Raw genomic sequence first — 16,848 nt, forward strand, 5'->3', positions numbered from 1 at the left:
CTCGATGGTTGCCTCCAGGTGAGTACCTGACCTTTTTGTCGGTACTTGTGAGGCTGTGGAGCGACGGAGAAGCATGATCCTCATGCGTACCGAGAACTCCACCACGGCCACCTCGGCTTCCACCTCCACCTCCACCTCCACGCCCACGCCCACCCCCGCTGCGGCTGCCGCTGTCGCCGTCTCCGTCATCGGCCTCGGCGCGATGGGCCGGGCCCTCGCCGGCGCCTTCCTGGCCGCAGGCCACCCCACCACCGTCTGGAACCGCCCCCCGGGCAAGGGCGACGACCTCGTCGCGCGTGGCGCCGTACACGCCGCGACCGCCGAAGAGGGCGTACGCGCAAGCGAGTTGACCGTCATCTGCGTGGTCGACCACGAAGCGGTCCGGGGGGGTCCTCACCCCGCTCGCCGACGCCCTGCGCGGACGCGTCCTGGTCAACCTCACCTCCGACACCCCCGAGCGCGCACGGGAGACCGCGGCCTGGGCGGCCGAACGGTCCCTCACGTATCTCGACGGCTCGGTCATGGTGCCGACACCGCTGATCGGCACACCGGAGGCGCTCTTCTTCCACTCCGGCTCCCAGGAGGGCTTCGAGCGGTACGAGCCCACGCTCAAGGCCCTCGGCGGCCGGCACGTCTTCGTCGGCACCGACCCCGGTCTGGCCGCGGTCTACGACCTCTCCGTGCTCGACTTCTTCTACGGCGGCATCGCGGGGCTCGTCCACGGCTACGCCCTCGCCACGGCCGAGGGAGTCAAGGCCGCCGACATCGCCCCGTACCTGCGCGACCTCGTGCAGATCCTGCCGCCGATCGCCGACTCCACGGCGGCCGGCATCGACGCCGGCAGCTACCCGGGCGGCGAGGCGAACCTGGCCATGATGGCCGCGGGTGTCGACCACGTCCTCCGGGCGGCCCGCCGCCGCGGCCTCGACGTCTCCCAGCTGGAGGCCGTCAAGGCCATGGCGGACCGGGCCGTCGCGAAGGGGCACGGGGCCGACGCCTGGGCGAGCACGGTGGAGGCGGTGCGGGGCGCGTAGGTCGGGGCCGGATCAGGCCGCAATTCATACGCATATGTCACGCTGCTGGTGAATTGAGCGATTGCCTGTGATTTACGGGGAATGGTGGTGTGCTCGGTAAAATGGACATCGCAGTGTGATCCGGAAGGTGGCACACCATGAAGACACCCCCGATCGTCGCGCCAGGAGAGTGGGAGGAGGCGCGACAGCAGCTCCTCGTGAAGGAGAAGGAGCTGACCCGCGCCCGCGACGCGCTGGCGGCACAGCGCCGGCGGATGCCGTGGCTGGCGGTCGAGAAGACATACGAGTTCGAGGGCCCCGCGGGCAGGGTGAGCCTGCTCGACCTGTTCGAGGGCCGGCGTCAGCTGATCGTCTACCGGGCCTTCTTCGAACCCGGCGTGTTCGGCTGGCCCGACCACGCCTGCCGCGGCTGCTCCATGGTGGCCGATCACGTCGGCCACCTCGCCCATCTGAACGCCCGGGACACCACTCTCGCCTTCGCCTCGCGCGCGCCGCAGCCCGAGATCGGGCGGGTGAAGGCCCGTATGGGCTGGACGATGCCCTGGTACACCATCGACGGCGATTTCGACGTCGACTTCGGTGTGGACGAGTGGCACGGCACCAACGCGTTCATCCGTGACGGCGACAGCGTGTTCCGCACGTACTTCATCAACTCCCGCGGCGACGAGGCGCTGGGCAGCACATGGAGCTACCTCGACATGAGCGCGCTCGGGCGCCAGGAGGCATGGGAGGACTCACCCGAGGGCTACCCGCAGACCCCGCCCTACGAGTGGTGGAACTGGCACGACGAGTACGGCGACGCCGAGCCGGCGCCGGAGTGGGTGGAGCAGACCCGGCGCGGCACCCGCGCCGATCAGACGTGACAGCGCCGACCTGACCGGCAGCGGCGACCTGACCGGCAGCGGCGACCGGACCGGCAGCGGCGATCCGGGCCGAACGCCGGCAAGGCCCGCGCCCGCTCTGTTCGCCGGGCCGGCGGCGTCAGCGCCCGCCGACCGCGCTGGTCACGACGGGCTTGTGGGCGAGGAAGAACGCCTGCCGGCCCTGGCGGGGCCGCTCGTGCTCGTCGGGTTCGCGGATCAGACGGGCGTCCACGGTGAGTCCGGCCGCGGCGAGCGACTCGGCGGTCTTGCCGGGGGACGTCCAGTAGACGTCGAGCGACAGGTCGTGGCCGTACGCCCTGTCCAGGTGGCGGCGCTCGTCGCCGGCCTTGAAGGCCAGCAGGAGGCGGCCGCCGGGGGCAAGCACCCGGTGGAACTCGGCGAACACCGCCGGCAGCATCTGCGGTGGCGTGTGGACGGTCGAGTACCAGGCGACGATGCCGCCGAGCGTCCCGTCCTCCACGTCGAGGGCGGTCATCGACCCTTCCTCGAACCGCAGTTCCGGGTGGCTGCGCCGGGCGACCGCGACCATCTCCGGCGACAGGTCGATGCCGAAGGCGTCCACCCCGAGGGAGCGCAGATGGGCTGTGATCCGGCCCGGCCCGCAGCCGAGGTCGGCGACCGGCCCGACGTCCGGCCCCTGCACGAGCTCGGCGAACGCGGCGAGCATGGCCCGGTCCAGCGGTTTGGTGGCCAGTTCGCCGCGCAGGAGTTCGGCGTAGGCCACGGCGACGCTGTCGTACGCCTCCCGGACGGCGGTCAGGTAGGACGGCTGATTCATGCCGGCGAACCTAGTCCAGGGGTCTGGCAGCCCCGTCCCTCCCGCCGGTACCGGGCTTTCCTTGACGCCGACGTCAAGGCTTACGGTCGTGGGCATGCGCATCGGCGAGCTGGCGGAGCGGGCCGGGACGACGACCCGGACGCTGAGGTACTACGAGTCCCGGGGGCTGCTGCCCGCGCGGCGGTCGGGGAACGGCTACCGCGAGTACGACGAGGGCGATCTGCGGCTGGTCCGGCAGATCAGGACCCTCCAGGACTTCGGGTTCGACCTGGAGGAGACCCGGCCCTTCGTGGAGTGCCTGCGGGCCGGGCACCCGGCAGGCGATGCCTGCCCCGCCTCGCTCGCCGTCTACCGGCGCAAACTCGCCGAGCTCGACGCGCTCATCGACCAGCTCCGGTCGGTGCGCGCGGAGGTCGGTGCCCAGCTTCTCCGGGCCGAGTCGCAGACGGCGACCGGTCCTGACCCGCAGTGCGAATTCGGAGGGTGACGGATGATCAGGGCAGAAGGCGTCGCGACGGTGACCGACGCGGACTTCGACGCGGAAGTGCTGGGCGCGCGGCTCCCGGTGCTGGTGGAGTTCACGGCCGATTGGTGCGGCCCGTGCCACCAGCTGGCGCCGGTGCTGAGCGCCGTCGCCGCCGAGGAGCGGGACCGGATGAGGGTCGTCCAGCTGGACGTGGACACGAATCCGGAGGTCGCCATCAGGTACGGCGTGCTGTCGATGCCCACGCTGATGGTGTTCCGGGACGGTGAGCCCGTGAAGTCGATGGTGGGGGCGCGGCCGAAGCGGAGGCTGCTGACGGAGCTGGAGGACGTTCTGTAACACCCAACACCCCACGCCAGCGCGGTCCCCGACGCCCACACCCGTGCGCGCGGCGTGGGCGTCGGGCGTGGAAAGAAAGAACCCCGGTCCGAATTGACGGCCGGGGTATTTCTTCGCGTATATTTAATAGTTCCGTGTGGATACGTGCGAATTCACACGGAGAAGTTCAATAAACGTACCGTACCGCGTCAGGAGCTGAATTGTCAACCGAGGAATTGCGGCAGGAACAACAATTCGTCTCCCTCGTCCACGAGCGGCTCGACCAGCTCAGGGCGGAGGCCGAGGGCGCCGTGTCCGCCGCGGTCGGACAGAACGGCACGGGGCGGCAGGCACGCGTCGAGCGCGACATCGCCGTCGTCGAGCACTCCGCGACGCTCGCCGCGCTCAACGCCGCGGACACCGGGCTGTGCTTCGGGCGCATCGACCACCGCGACGGGGTCACCCACCACATCGGACGCACCGGAATCCGGCGGGACGACGCCGATCGGACGCCGCTGCTCATCGACTGGCGGGCGCCCGTCGCGCGGCCCTTCTACCTCGCCACCGGGTACGAGCCGATGGGTCTGCGCCGGCGGCGGCACATCACCACCGAGGGACGCACCGTCACCGCGCTGCACGACGAGATCATGGACCTCAGCGACACCACCCGCACCGGGTACGAGTCGCACGACGCCGACGAGGTGCTGCTCGCCGCCCTCAACAGCGCCCGCACCGGGCGGATGGGCGACATCGTCGCCACGATCCAGGCCGAGCAGGACCGCATCATCCGCGCCCCCCAGCGCGGTGTGCTCGTCGTCGAGGGCGGCCCCGGCACCGGCAAGACGGCCGTCGCGCTGCACCGGGCCGCGTATCTGCTGTACGCGCACCGGGAGCAGCTGGCCAAGCGGGCCGTGCTGATCGTCGGGCCCAACCCGGCCTTCCTCGGCTACATCGGCGAGGTGCTGCCCTCACTCGGCGAGACGGGCGTGCTCCTCGCGACCGTAGGCGAGCTCTTCCCCGGCGTGCACGCCACCGGCACCGACACCCCGGCGGCCGCCGCGGTCAAGGGCCGGGCGGAGATGGCGCGTGTCCTGGCCGAGGCCGTGCGGGACCGGCAGCAGGTGCCCGGCAAGGACGATCCGATCGTGATCCCGCACGACGACGGGGAGCTCGTCCTCGACTGGGGCATGGCCGTCGAGGCGCGGCACAAGGCCCGCGAGACCGGGCTGCCGCACAATCTCGCCCTGCCCGCCTTCGCCTTCCGGATCATCGACGATCTGACCACCCAGCTCGCCGACCGTATCGGCGCCGACCCCTACGGCGGCCCGAACTTCCTCGGCCCCGACGACATCGCCCAGCTCGGCAAGGCCGTCGCCGCCAGCCCCGATGTGCACGCCGCCATCCTGTCGCTGTGGCCGCCGCTCACCCCGCAGCAGTTCCTCGGCGACTACCTCGCCGAGCCGACCCATCTCGACGCCACGGACGCCGCGCTGATCCGCCGAACCGAGGGCGCGCCCTGGACCCCCGCCGACGTGCCCCTGCTCGACGAGGCCGCCGAGCTCCTCGGCCACGACGACTCCGCCGAGCGCGCCGCCGCCGAGGCCGAGCGGGAGCGGCGGATCGCCTACGCACAGGGCGTCCTCGACGTCTCGTACGCCTCCCGCACCTACGAGTTCGAGGACAAGGAGGAGGTCGACAGCGAGGCGTCCGAGGTCCTCGCGGCGCACGACATCATCGACGCCGAGCGCTTCGCCGACCGCCACGAGGAGGCCGACCACCGCAGCGCCGCCGAGCGCGCCGCCGCCGACCGGACCTGGGCGTTCGGGCACATCATCGTCGACGAGGCGCAGGAGTTGTCGGAGATGGCCTGGCGGCTGCTGATGCGCCGCTGCCCGACCCGTTCGATGACCCTCGTCGGCGACCCGGCCCAGACCGGCGATCCGGCGGGGTGCGCCTCCTGGAAGGAGATCCTGGAGCCGTACGTCCAGGACCGCTGGGAGCTCGCCAGGCTCGGCGTCAACTACCGTACGCCCGCCGAGATCATGGACTACGCGACCGAGCGGCGCCGCACCACCGACCCCGCCTTCGCCCCGCCCCGATCCATCCGCTCCACGGGCGTACGGCCCTGGGAGCGCACCCTGCCGCTCGGCGGCGTGGCCGGGCTGGCGCGGGAGGAGGCCCCGGCCGAGGGCCGGCTCGCCGTCATCGCCCCGCGGGAGCTGCACGCCGGGCTCACCGGCCTCGGCGGCGACGGGCCGCTGGACCTGGCCCGGCCCGTCGTCCTCCTCGACCCCCGCGAGGCCAAGGGCCTCGAATTCGACACGGTCCTCGTGGTCGGCCCGGACCGGATGAGCGCCAACGACCTGTACGTGGCGCTCACCCGGGCCACTCAGCGGCTGGGGGTCGTCATCCCGGCCTGAGCCACGGAGCCCTGAGCCCCGTGGGCTCGCGTCACGCCGGGGTCAGCCACACCGTCGCCAGCGGCGGCAGGGTGAGCTGGATGCTGGTGCGGTGGCCGTGCGCGCCCACGGACTCCGGCTTCAGCGGCTCCGCGTTGAGCACATCGCTGCCGCCGAACCGCGCCGCGTCCGTGTTCAGCACCTCTGCCCAGACCGGGACGGAGGGCGGAACGCCCAGCCGGTACTCGTGGCGGACCACCGGCGAGAAGTTGGAGACCGCCAGCAGCGGGGCGCCGTCCGCGTCGTAGCGGAGGAAGGCGAAGACATTGTCCTCGGCTGCCCCGCCGTCGACCCAGGCGAAGCCCTCGGGGACGGTGTCCCGCTGCCACAGCGCGGGCGTCACCGCGTACACCGTGTTGAGTTCGCGCACCAGGTCGCGCACGCCCCGGTGGTCGCCCGCCGAGTGGTACGTCTCGTCCATCAGCCACCACTCGGGGCCGTGGTCGTGCGACCACTCGGCGCCCTGGGCGAACTCCTGGCCCATGAAGAGCAGCTGCTTGCCCGGGTGCGCCCACATGAAGCCGAGATAGGCCCGGTGGGTGGCGCGCCGCTGCCACCAGTCGCCGGGCATCTTCGACACCAGCGCGCGCTTGCCGTGCACGACCTCGTCGTGCGAGATCGGCAGGACGTAGTTCTCGCTGTACGCGTACACCATCGAGAAGGTCATCTCGTTGTGGTGGAACTTGCGGTGCACCGGCTCGTGCTGGACGTACCCGAGCGAGTCGTGCATCCAGCCCATGTTCCACTTCAGGCCGAATCCGAGGCCGCCGAAGCCGGCCGGGCCGACATGGTGGGTGGCCCGGGTGACGCCGTCCCAGGCCGTGGACTCCTCGGCGATCGTCACGACGCCCGGGCAGCGGCGGTAGACGGTCGCGTTCATCTCCTGGAGGAAGGCGACCGCGTCCAGGTTCTCCCGGCCGCCGTGCTCGTTCGGGCTCCACTCGCCGTGCTCGCGCGAGTAGTCGAGGTAGAGCATGGAGGCGACCGCGTCGACCCGCAGCCCGTCGATGTGGAACTCCTCGCACCAGTACACGGCGTTGGCGACGAGGAAGTTGCGGACCTCCTTGCGGCCGTAGTCGAACTCCAGCGTGCCCCAGTCCGGGTGCGCGGCCCGTGCCGGGTCGGAGTGCTCGTACAGCGGCCGGCCGTCGAACTCCGCCAGCGCCCAGTCGTCGCGCGGGAAGTGCGCCGGCACCCAGTCCATGATCACGCCGACGCCCGCCCGGTGCAGCGAGTCGACCAGGTAGCGGAAGTCGTCGGGGGTGCCCATCCGGGCCGTCGGCGCGTAGAAGCCGGTGACCTGGTAGCCCCAGGAACCGCCGAAGGGGTGCTCGGCGACGGGCATCAGCTCGACGTGGGTGAAGCCCAGATCCTTGACGTACGAAGGGAGTTGGGTGGCGAGCTGGCGGTATGTCAGCCCGGGTCGCCAGGAGGGCAGATGCACCTCGTAGACCGAGAGCGGCGCTTCGTGCACCGGCCGGTCGGCCCGGTGGGCCAGCCACTCCTCGTCGTGCCAGACATGGTGCGACTCGGTGACCACGGAGGCGTTCGCCGGCGGCACCTCGGTGCGGCGGGCCATCGGATCGGCGCGGACCGTGTGCGACCCGTCCGGCCGGGCGATGTCGAACTTGTAGAGCGCCCCCTCGCCCACACCCGGCACGAACAGCTCCCACACCCCGGACGAGCCGAGCGAGCGCATCGGGTACGCGGTGCCGTCCCAGTAGTTGAAGTCTCCGACGAGCCGGACCCCGGAGGCGTTCGGCGCCCAGACCGTGAAGCGGGTGCCGGTCACGCCCTCGTGCGTCATCGGGCGGGCGCCGAGCGCCTGCCACAGCTCCTCGTGCCGGCCCTCGCCGATCAGATGCAGATCGAGCTCGCCGAGCGCGGGCAGAAGGCGGTACGGGTCCGCGGTCTCGACCGTGGTGTCCTCGTACACCACCTGGAGCGTGTACTCCGGCTCGGTGCGCAGCGGCAGCAGCGCCGAGAAGAGCCCGTCGCCCTCCTTGTGCAGCTCCGCCCGAAGCCCCTTGGCCAGCACGGTCACCGACAGCGCGTGCGGCCGCAGCACCCGGAACACCACACCCCCGCGCACCGAGTGGGCGCCGAGCAGCGCGTGCGGATCATGGTGCGAGCCGCTGAGCAGTCGCTCCCGGTCGGCGTCGTCGAGCGGTTTCGCCTTGCGTACGCCGTGCGGCGGCTGGGCGGCGGCTGGCTTGCGGGCAGTCACGGGGGCGGCCTCCTTGTGCTGGGGGTGGGTGGGGGCGGGGGTTCCATGGGGAGCTGCTGTTCTTTCCGCTGTTCTTGCCGCCTCCGGGGAGCGTCAGCGCCCCGGACCGGCGAGCCGCTCGATCGCCGACATCGGCACCGGCAGCCAGTCCGGGCGGTGCCGGGCCTCGTAGACGACCTCGTACACCGCCTTGTCCGTCTCGTAGGCGCGCAGCAGCTCCGGCTCGGCCCGCGGGTCGGTGCCCGCGGCCTCGGCGTAGCCCTCGCAGTACGCCGCGCGGCAGCGCGCCGCCCATGCCGGGTTCCAGGGGCGGTGCGAGCGGGCCGCGTAGTCGAAGGAGCGCAGTATCCCGGCGATGTCGCGGACGGGCGGCTGCATCCGGCGGCGCTCGGCGAGCGGGCGGGCGGGCTCGCCCTCGAAGTCGATGACCGACCAGCCCCCGTCGGGGGTGCGCAGCGTCTGCCCGAGGTGGAGGTCGCCGTGGATGCGCTGGGCGTGTCCGCCGCCGTCGAGTCCGGCCTCGGCGATCGCGTCGAAGGCGGCGCGCAGTCCGCGTACGTACGGCAGCAGGGCCGGCACGGCCCGCACCGCGGCGTCGAGCCGCTCGTTCATGGCGGTCGCCAGATGCTCGGTCTGCGCCCGGCTCAGCGTCATGGTGGGCAGCGCGGCGGCCAGCGCGGTGTGCACCTCGGCCGTGGCCCGGCCGAGCGCACGCGCCTCGGGGGTGAAGTCGCGCCCGGCGGCCAGTGCCTTCAGCGCCAGTTGCCAGCCGTCCTGGGAGCCGCGCAGATAGGGCTGGAGGACGCCCAGCGTCGCGGTCTCGGGCGTGGAGGACTCGTACCAGGCGACCGGAGCGGGCACCCGGTCGCAGCCGGCCCGGGCGAGCGCGAGCGGCAGCTCCAGATCGGGGTTGGTGCCCGGGTAGACCCGGCGGAAGATCTTCAGGATGTACGAATCGCCGTACACCAGCGAGGAGTTGGACTGCTCGGCGTCGAGGATCCGGGCGGGCAGCCGGCCCGGCACCGGTTCGGTGCGGTCGAAGCGCAGCGGGCCGAAGCGGCCGGGGGTGCGCAGCCGCTCAAGGAGCAGCGCGGCGAGCCGCGGGTCGTGCAGGCCCTCGTACACGGTCCGGCCGGCCAGCGGGCCCTCGGAGACCCGGCCGATCAGCGCGCCCGCGAGGTGCGGCGGCAGCGCGGTCCGTACGCCGAGCAGTAGCTGGTAGCAGTCGCCGGGCGGCGCGCCGTCCCGTTTTCCGCCCGCGCTCTTGCCGCCCGCGGGACCCGGCTGCTGGACACGGAGGAGCAGATGCAGCAGACCGGGGCTCGCGGAGCCGACCGGCAGCAGCTCGGCGGCCGACACCAGGGAGAAGCCGGTGACCGGTCGTCCCTTGCCGGCGAACCAGCGCTGCCGGGGCAGCCATTGGCGCAGCAAAGGGGTGAGTGAGGGAAGCAGTGCCACCGGGGTCCGGGTGGATGCAGCCTCCGACATGGCATCGCGTCCTTTCCCCGGGCACACCACAGGTTGCGAAGAGTGTCCCGGATTGCGGTAAATATAGGCTGTCCGGGCTGTGCGTGGGGGTTCCCCCCGCCGTAGGCAGGGAGAATGTCGGCTCAGGATGGTCCGTACGGCCTCGATACGACGCGAGTCGTACCGAGTCTCGATATGAGGGGGAGCGTGCCCCGTGCGGGGCGATGACAACCGCCCCGCACCCGACATGGCATGTGCCGGATCAGTTCCGCTTCGGCCCGGCCGCCTTCGCGGAGCCCTTCGCGGAGCCCTTGGCGGAGCCCTTCAGCGGCTCCTTCCGGACGGCCCCGTTCACCACGGGCTCGTGCGGCACCGCGTCCTTGCGCAGCCGGAACCAGTAGAAACCGTGTCCCGCCAGCGTCAGCAGATACGGCCACTCACCGATCGCGGGGAACCGCACCCCGCCGATCAGCTCCACCGGATGGCGGCCGTTGTACCTCCGCAGGTCCAGCTCGGTCGGCTGGGCGAACCGCGAGAAGTTGTTCACGCACAGGACCAGGTCGTCCCCTCCTTCCTCCGTCGAGGGGGCCTCGCGCAGGAACGCCAGCACCGCGGGGTTCGACGAGGGCAGTTCCGTGTACGAGCCGAGTCCGAAGGCGCGGTTCTGCTTGCGGATCTCGATCATCCGCCGGGTCCAGTGCAGCAGCGAGGACGGCGACGCCATCGACGCCTCGACATTGGTGACCTGGTAGCCGTAGACCGGGTCCATGATGGTCGGCAGATACAGCCGGCCGGGATCGCACGACGAGAACCCCGCGTTGCGGTCCGGGGTCCACTGCATCGGCGTCCGTACGGCGTCGCGGTCGCCCAGCCAGATGTTGTCGCCCATCCCGATCTCGTCGCCGTAGTACAGGATCGGCGAACCGGGCAGCGACAGCAGCAGGGCCGTGAACAGCTCGATCTGGTTGCGGTCGTTGTCGAGCAGCGGCGCGAGGCGGCGCCTGATGCCGATGTTGGCGCGCATCCGCGGATCCTTGGCGTACTCCGCGTACATGTAGTCGCGCTCTTCGTCGGTGACCATTTCGAGCGTGAGCTCGTCGTGGTTGCGCAGGAAGATGCCCCACTGGCAGTTCGCCGGGATCTCCGGGGTCTTGGCCAGGATCTCCGAGACCGGATAGCGGGACTCCCTGCGCACGGCCATGAAGATCCGCGGCATCACCGGGAAATGGAACGCCATGTGGCACTCGTCGCCGCCCACCCGGTAGTCGCCGAAGTAGTCGACGACGTCCTCGGGCCACTGGTTGGCCTCGGCCAGCAGGACCGTGTCCGGGTAGTGGGCGTCGATCTCCTTGCGGACCCGCTTGAGGAAGTCGTGCGTCGCCGGAAGGTTCTCGCAGTTGGTCCCCTCCTCCTGGTAGAGGTACGGCACGGCGTCCAGCCGGAAGCCGTCGATCCCCAGGTCCAGCCAGAAGCGCAGTGCCGCCAGGATCTCGTCCTGCACCGCCGGGTTCTCGTAGTTGAGGTCCGGCTGGTGGGAGAAGAAGCGGTGCCAGTAGTACTGCTTGCGGACCGGGTCGAAGGTCCAGTTGGACGTCTCCGTGTCGACGAAGATGATCCGCGCGTCCTGGAACTGCTTGTCGTCGTCGGCCCAGACGTAGTAGTCGCCGTAGGGGCCCTCCGGATCGCTGCGGGACTCCTGGAACCACGGGTGCTGATCGCTGGTGTGGTTCATGACGAAGTCGATGATGACCCGCATGCCGCGCTGGTGGGCGGCGTCGACGAACTCCACGAAGTCCGCGAGGTCGCCGAAGTCGGGAAGGACCGAGGTGTAGTCGGAGACGTCGTAACCGCCGTCACGCAGGGGTGACTTGAAGAACGGCGGCAGCCAGAGGCAGTCGACGCCCAGCCACTGCAGGTAGTCGAGTTTGGCCGTGATCCCCTTGAGGTCGCCGATGCCGTCGCCGTTGCTGTCCTGGAAGGACCGGACGAGCACCTCGTAGAAGACGGCGCGTTTGAACCAGTCGGGGTCCCGGTCCTTCGCGGGGGTGTCCTCGAAGAGGTCGTGGACGGGCTCGTTGACGATCATGATGTGGGTGACCCTCCGATTGTCGGGGACGGTCGCAGAACCACGACGTGCGCAGGCGTGACGCCCGGCTCGAGGCGCACATAGACGGCCCTGCCCCAGTGATAGGTGTCGCCGGTGAGCTCGTCGCGCACCGGTACGGTCTCGTGCCAGTCGAGGCCGAGTTCCGGCATGTCCAACGAGACCGTGGCCTCCTGGGTGTGGTGGGGGTCGAGGTTCACGACCGTCAGGACCACGTCCGTGCCCGAGCGCTTGCTGTACGCGATGACCGCGTCGTTGCCGACCTGATGGAAGTGCAGGTTCCGCAGCTGCTGGAGCGCCGGGTGGCGGCGCCTGATCCGGTTGAGCGCGGTGATCAGCGGGGCGATGGTGCGCCCCTCGCGCTCCGCCGACTCCCAGTCCCTGGGCCTAAGTTGGTACTTCTCCGAGTCCAGGTACTCCTCGCTGCCCGGCCGCACCGGGGTGTTCTCGCACAGCTCGTACCCCGCGTACACCCCCCACGTGGGGGACAGGGTCGCGGCCAGCACCGCGCGCGCCTCGAACGCCGGCCGCCCGCCGTCCTGGAGGTACGCATGCAGGATGTCCGGGGTGTTCACGAAGAAATTGGGGCGCATACAGGCGGCGGACTCACCCGACAACTCCGTCAGATACTCCGTCAGCTCGTGCTTGGTGTTGCGCCAGGTGAAGTACGTGTACGACTGCTGGAAGCCGACCGCGGCCAGGGTGTGCATCATCGCGGGGCGTGTGAACGCCTCGGCCAGGAAGATCACGTCCGGGTCGGTGCGGTTGATCTCGCCGATCACCTTCTCCCAGAAGACGACCGGCTTGGTGTGCGGATTGTCGACACGGAAGATCCGCACGTCATGCGCCATCCAGTGCCGCAGGATCCGCAGCGTCTCCTCGACCAGGCCCGGCATGTCCTCGTCGAAGGCGATCGGGTAGATGTCCTGGTACTTCTTCGGAGGGTTCTCGGCGTAGGCGATGGAGCCGTCGGGGCGGTGGCGGAACCACTCCGGGTGCTTGTCCACCCACGGATGGTCCGGCGAGCACTGCAACGCGAAGTCCAGTGCCACCTCCATCCGCAGATCGCGGGCGCAGCGCACGAACGCGTCGAAGTCGTCGAGCGTGCCGAGGTCCGGGTGGACCGCGTCGTGACCGCCGTCGGACGAGCCGATCGCCCAGGGCACGCCGACGTCGTCCCGGCCGGCTTCGAGAGCGTTGTTGGGGCCCTTGCGGAAAGTGGAGCCGATGGGGTGGACGGGGGGCAGATAGACGACGTCGAAGCCCATCGCGGCGACGGCGGGCAGCCGCTGGGCGGCGGTCCTGAAGGTGCCGGAGACCGCCGTGCCCCGCCGCGTGGTCGCGCCTTCCGAACGCGGGAAGAGCTCGTACCAGGAGCCGAAGAGCGCGCGGGGCCGCTCGACCTGGAGCGGCAACGGGGGTGAGGCGGTGACCAGTTCGCGCAGCGGGTGGCGGGTCAGCGCGGCGACGGCCTCGGGGGCGAGCGCGGCGGCGAGCCGCTCGGCGGGCGTCCGCGACCCGTCGCGCAGCGCGTCCGCCGCGGTGAGCACCGCCTCCCGGCCGTCCCGCTTGGGCACGCCGGCGGCGGCGCGCTCGTACAGCCCGGCACCCTCGGCGAGGACGAGCGCGGTGTCGATCCCCGCCGGGATCTTGATCCCGGCGTGATGGCGCCAGGTCGCCACCGGATCGCTCCACGCCTCGACGCAGTACGTCCACGGGCCCTCCGCGTCCGGAGTGACCTCGGCCCCCCACCGGTCGGTGCCGGGCGCGAGCTCGCGCATCGGCGTCCAGGGGCCCGGGCGGCCGCCGGGGTCGCGCAGAACGACATTGGCGGCGACCGCGTCGTGGCCTTCGCGGAAGACGGTGGCGGAGACCTGGAAGGTCTCGCCCGTCACCGCCTTGGCGGGCCTTCGCCCGCAGTCGACGAGCGGGCGTACGTCCAGAACGGGAATGCGGCCAATCAGCGGGTTCACGGCATCACCTGGGGGCTGAGCGGGCGTGGCGGAGGGAGCGGGAGGGCGCGCGGGCGGGCCCTCCGAGCGGGGCGTGGGAGTTCTTTGTAACTGCTGCGTCGACGGCTGGCGGGCTGCGGGCATGGCCGCTCCTGTCCGCGTTCACTCGAATAGCTGCGTCTGGATGCGGGGCCGGCACCGGTGCACCGGCCGGCTGCGCGAGGGGTACCGGAGGAGCCTTCCCACGCACCTCCGGGGGGCAATCCGGTGATGCGATACCTACTAGGGCGTAGGGCCTGTCGTCGGTGCCGGACGCGGCCCCTTCGCCCGGCCGCCCCGCACCACCACCCCCGGACGCGCCCAGTGCACCCCCGTGCCGCCCCGGGCGCCCCGTGGTTGGGTGCGGCACGGCGCCGCTACCGTCGGAGGCGAAGGCGACATCCGGTCGGCCGCACAGTGTCGTGCGCCGCCGGATGCGTACCTCCGCTGCGAAGGTGGGACCTGTGAAGGCCATTCGTCGATTCACCGTCCGGCCCGTCCTCCCCGAACCGCTCGCCCCCATCGGCGAGCTGGCCCGCAATCTGCGCTGGTCCTGGCACGCACCGACCCGTGAGCTGTTCCGCGCCGTCGACCCCGAGGGGTGGCGGACGGCGGAATGCGACCCGGTGCGGCTGCTCGGGACCGTGTCCGCCCGCCGTCTCGCCGTGCTCGCCCACGACCAGGACTTCCTGCGCCGGCTCGCCGAGGCCGACCGCGATCTCGCCGGCTATCTGCACGGCCCCCGCTGGTACCAGGAGCAGGGGGACGACGGCGAGCCGCTGCCCTCCGCCATCGCCTACTTCTCGCCCGAGTTCGGCATCACCGCCGCCCTGCCCCAGTACTCCGGAGGGCTCGGCATACTCGCGGGCGACCACCTCAAGGCCGCCAGCGACCTCGGCGTCCCGCTCGTCGGCGTCGGACTGCTCTACCGGCACGGCTACTTCCGCCAGTCCCTGTCCCGCGACGGATGGCAGCAGGAGCACTACCCCGTCCTCGACCCCGACGAGCTGCCCCTCGGCCTGCTCCGCGAGGCGGACGGCAGCCCGGCCCAGGTCGCGCTCGCCCTCCCCGGCGCCCGCCGTCTGCACGCCCGCGTCTGGCACGCCCAGGTCGGGCGCGTACCGCTGCTGCTCCTCGACTCGGACGTCGAGGAGAACGCGCCCGGGGAGCGCGACGTCACCGACCGGCTCTACGGCGGCGGCAGCGAGCACCGGCTGCTCCAGGAGATGCTCCTGGGCATCGGCGGGGTGCGCGCGGTGCGTGCCTACTGCCGGCTGACGGGTCATCCGGAGCCCGAGGTGTTCCACACGAACGAGGGCCACGCCGGCTTCCTCGGCCTGGAGCGCATCCGTGAACTCATGCCCTACGGGCTCGACTTCGACTCCGCGCTGGAGGCGGTGCGCGCCGGGACGGTCTTCACGACGCACACCCCGGTCGCGGCCGGCATCGACCGCTTCGACCGGGAGCTGGTCGCGCACCACTTCGGGGACGACGGCGAACTGCCCGGGGTCGACGCCGGGCGGGTGCTGGGACTCGGCATGGAGAGCTATCCGGGCGGCGAGCCCAACGTCTTCAACATGGCCGTGATGGGCCTGCGGCTGGCCCAGCGCGCCAACGGCGTCTCGACCCTCCACGGCGCGGTCAGCCGGGAGATGTTCCGGGGCCTGTGGCCGGGGTTCGACGTTCCCGAGGTGCCGATCACCTCCGTCACCAACGGGGTGCACGCCCCGACCTGGGTCGCGCCCGAGCTCGCCCGTCTCGCCGACGCCGGCGAGGCGCCCGCCGCCGACATCTGGGAGGTCCGCCGCGAACTGCGCGAGCAACTGGTGCGAGAGGTACGGCAGCGGCTGTACGCGTCCTGGCGCCAGCGCGGCGCGAACACCGCGGAGCTCGGCTGGATCGACGGCGTGCTCGACCCCGGGGTCCTCACCATCGGCTTCGCACGCCGGGTCCCCGCGTACAAGCGGCTCACGCTGATGCTCCGCGACCGTGACCGGCTGATGGAGCTGCTGCTCCACCCCACCAGGCCGGTGCAGATCGTCGTCGCGGGCAAGGCCCACCCGGCGGACGACGGCGGGAAGCGGCTGGTCCAGGAGTTGGTGCGGTTCGCGGACGACCCGCGGGTGCGCCACCGGATCGTCTTCCTGCCCGACTACGGGATGGCGATGGCGCGCACGCTGTACCCCGGCTGCGACGTCTGGCTCAACAATCCGCTGCGGCCGCTGGAGGCGTGCGGCACGAGCGGGATGAAGGCGGCGCTCAACGGCTGCCTCAATCTGTCGGTCCTGGACGGCTGGTGGGACGAGTGGTACGAGCCGGACTTCGGCTGGCCCGTGCCGACCGCCGACGGCACCGCCGCCCAGGACGACGGCCGGCGGGACGACCTGGAGGCCGCCGCCCTCTACGGCCTGATCGAGGAGCGGATCGCGCCGCTCTTCTACGACCGCACCGCCGACGGCCTGCCCGGCCGCTGGATCGAGATGGTCCGGCGCACCCTCACGGCGCTCGGCCCGAAGGTGCTGGCGGACCGCATGGTGCGCGACTACGTGAACCGGCTGTACGCACCCGCCGCCGGCGCACACCGCGCCCTCGCCCTCGACGCGGGCGCGGCCCGGGAGCTGGCCGCCTGGAAGGCGCGGGTGCGCGCGGCCTGGCCGGGCGTCGCGGTCGACCACGTGGAGGCGGGCACGGCGCTCGGCACCGCCGAGCTCGGCGCCACGCTCGCCCTGCGGGCCGGCGTCCGGCTCGGTGAACTCCGGCCGGACGACGTGGAGGTGCAGGCGGTGGCGGGCCGGGTCGACGCGGACGATGCGATCGCCGACGCGCAGACCTTCCCGCTGAAGCCGGCCGACGCCGGCCCGGACGAGGCGGGCCGCAGGGTCTACGAGGGGCCGCTCGCACTGGACCGCACCGGTCCGTTCGGCTACACCGTGCGCGTGCTGCCCGCGCATCCGCTTCTGGCGTCCGGAGCCGATCTCGGCCTGGTGGCGCTGCCTGCGGAGGCGGCGGCGGGTGAGGCGCCGGGGCTGCTGATGCGCTGAGACAGGACCGCCCGGGGGAACGGGAGTTCCCCCGGGCGGTCCTCAGGAGCGGTGGTGGAGC

The 16,848-nt window shown here is 71.7% G+C and carries 11 protein-coding genes and 1 pseudogene; 7 read left to right on the forward strand and 5 right to left on the reverse strand.

Annotated elements, in window-relative coordinates; all coding sequences use genetic code 11:
- Positions 1–202 precede the first annotated feature (202 nt).
- The 3 genes and pseudogenes from KK483_RS35370 to KK483_RS25215 form a co-directional block, all read left to right on the forward strand.
- A pseudogene (locus tag KK483_RS35370) lies at positions 203–325 on the forward strand (NAD(P)-binding domain-containing protein); the annotation flags it as partial.
- A 196-nt stretch (positions 326–521) separates the two neighbouring features.
- Positions 522–1,034 carry a hypothetical protein gene (locus KK483_RS35375; RefSeq protein WP_313879483.1) on the forward strand — a complete coding sequence of 171 codons (513 nt, stop codon included), beginning with the start codon at positions 522–524 and terminating at the stop codon, positions 1,032–1,034.
- A 137-nt stretch (positions 1,035–1,171) separates the two neighbouring features.
- The gene (locus tag KK483_RS25215; RefSeq protein WP_262007505.1) at positions 1,172–1,897 is read left to right on the forward strand and encodes a DUF899 domain-containing protein; all 726 of its coding nucleotides are present in this window, start codon (positions 1,172–1,174) and stop codon (positions 1,895–1,897) included.
- A 118-nt stretch (positions 1,898–2,015) separates the two neighbouring features.
- On the opposite strand, the gene KK483_RS25220 is transcribed toward KK483_RS25215, so the two are convergent.
- Complete coding sequence (locus KK483_RS25220) at positions 2,016–2,696, reverse strand: class I SAM-dependent methyltransferase (protein ID WP_262007506.1); 681 nt, start codon at positions 2,694–2,696, stop codon at positions 2,016–2,018.
- Between the two features lie 94 nt (positions 2,697–2,790).
- On the opposite strand from KK483_RS25220, the gene KK483_RS25225 reads away from it, so the two are divergent.
- The 3 genes from KK483_RS25225 (at position 2,791) to KK483_RS25235 (ending at position 5,918) form a co-directional block, all read left to right on the forward strand.
- Positions 2,791–3,183 carry a MerR family transcriptional regulator gene (locus KK483_RS25225; RefSeq protein ID WP_262007507.1) on the forward strand — a complete coding sequence of 131 codons (393 nt, stop codon included), beginning with the start codon at positions 2,791–2,793 and terminating at the stop codon, positions 3,181–3,183.
- Positions 3,184–3,186: 3 nt separating this feature from the next.
- Positions 3,187–3,519 carry a thioredoxin gene (gene trxA / locus KK483_RS25230; protein ID WP_262007508.1) on the forward strand — a complete coding sequence of 111 codons (333 nt, stop codon included), beginning with the start codon at positions 3,187–3,189 and terminating at the stop codon, positions 3,517–3,519.
- A 200-nt stretch (positions 3,520–3,719) separates the two neighbouring features.
- Complete coding sequence (locus KK483_RS25235) at positions 3,720–5,918, forward strand: UvrD-helicase domain-containing protein (protein ID WP_262007509.1); 2,199 nt, start codon at positions 3,720–3,722, stop codon at positions 5,916–5,918.
- A 31-nt stretch (positions 5,919–5,949) separates the two neighbouring features.
- On the opposite strand, the gene glgB is transcribed toward KK483_RS25235, so the two are convergent.
- The 4 genes from glgB to KK483_RS25255 form a co-directional block, all read right to left on the reverse strand.
- Positions 5,950–8,184, reverse strand: a complete 2,235-nt coding sequence (gene glgB, locus KK483_RS25240; protein ID WP_262007510.1) for a 1,4-alpha-glucan branching enzyme — start codon at positions 8,182–8,184, stop codon at positions 5,950–5,952.
- Between the two features lie 93 nt (positions 8,185–8,277).
- On the reverse strand, positions 8,278–9,672 hold the full coding sequence (locus tag KK483_RS25245) for a maltokinase N-terminal cap-like domain-containing protein (protein ID WP_262007511.1): 1,395 nt from the start codon (positions 9,670–9,672) through the stop codon (positions 8,278–8,280).
- Between the two features lie 241 nt (positions 9,673–9,913).
- Entirely contained in the window at positions 9,914–11,737 is a 1,824-nt protein-coding gene (gene treS, locus KK483_RS25250) for a maltose alpha-D-glucosyltransferase (RefSeq protein WP_262007512.1), read from the reverse strand.
- On the reverse strand, positions 11,734–13,719 hold the full coding sequence (locus KK483_RS25255; RefSeq protein WP_262009687.1) for an alpha-1,4-glucan--maltose-1-phosphate maltosyltransferase: 1,986 nt from the start codon (positions 13,717–13,719) through the stop codon (positions 11,734–11,736). The genes treS and KK483_RS25255 overlap by 4 nt, the downstream gene beginning before the upstream one ends.
- Positions 13,720–14,210: 491 nt before the next feature.
- Between KK483_RS25255 and glgP the strand changes: the two genes are divergently transcribed.
- Positions 14,211–16,787, forward strand: a complete 2,577-nt coding sequence (gene glgP, locus KK483_RS25260; protein ID WP_262007513.1) for an alpha-glucan family phosphorylase — start codon at positions 14,211–14,213, stop codon at positions 16,785–16,787.
- Positions 16,788–16,848: the final 61 nt, after the last annotated feature.

This window comes from Streptomyces sp. FIT100, assembly GCF_024584805.1.
Classification (GTDB): Bacteria; Actinomycetota; Actinomycetes; order Streptomycetales; family Streptomycetaceae; genus Streptomyces.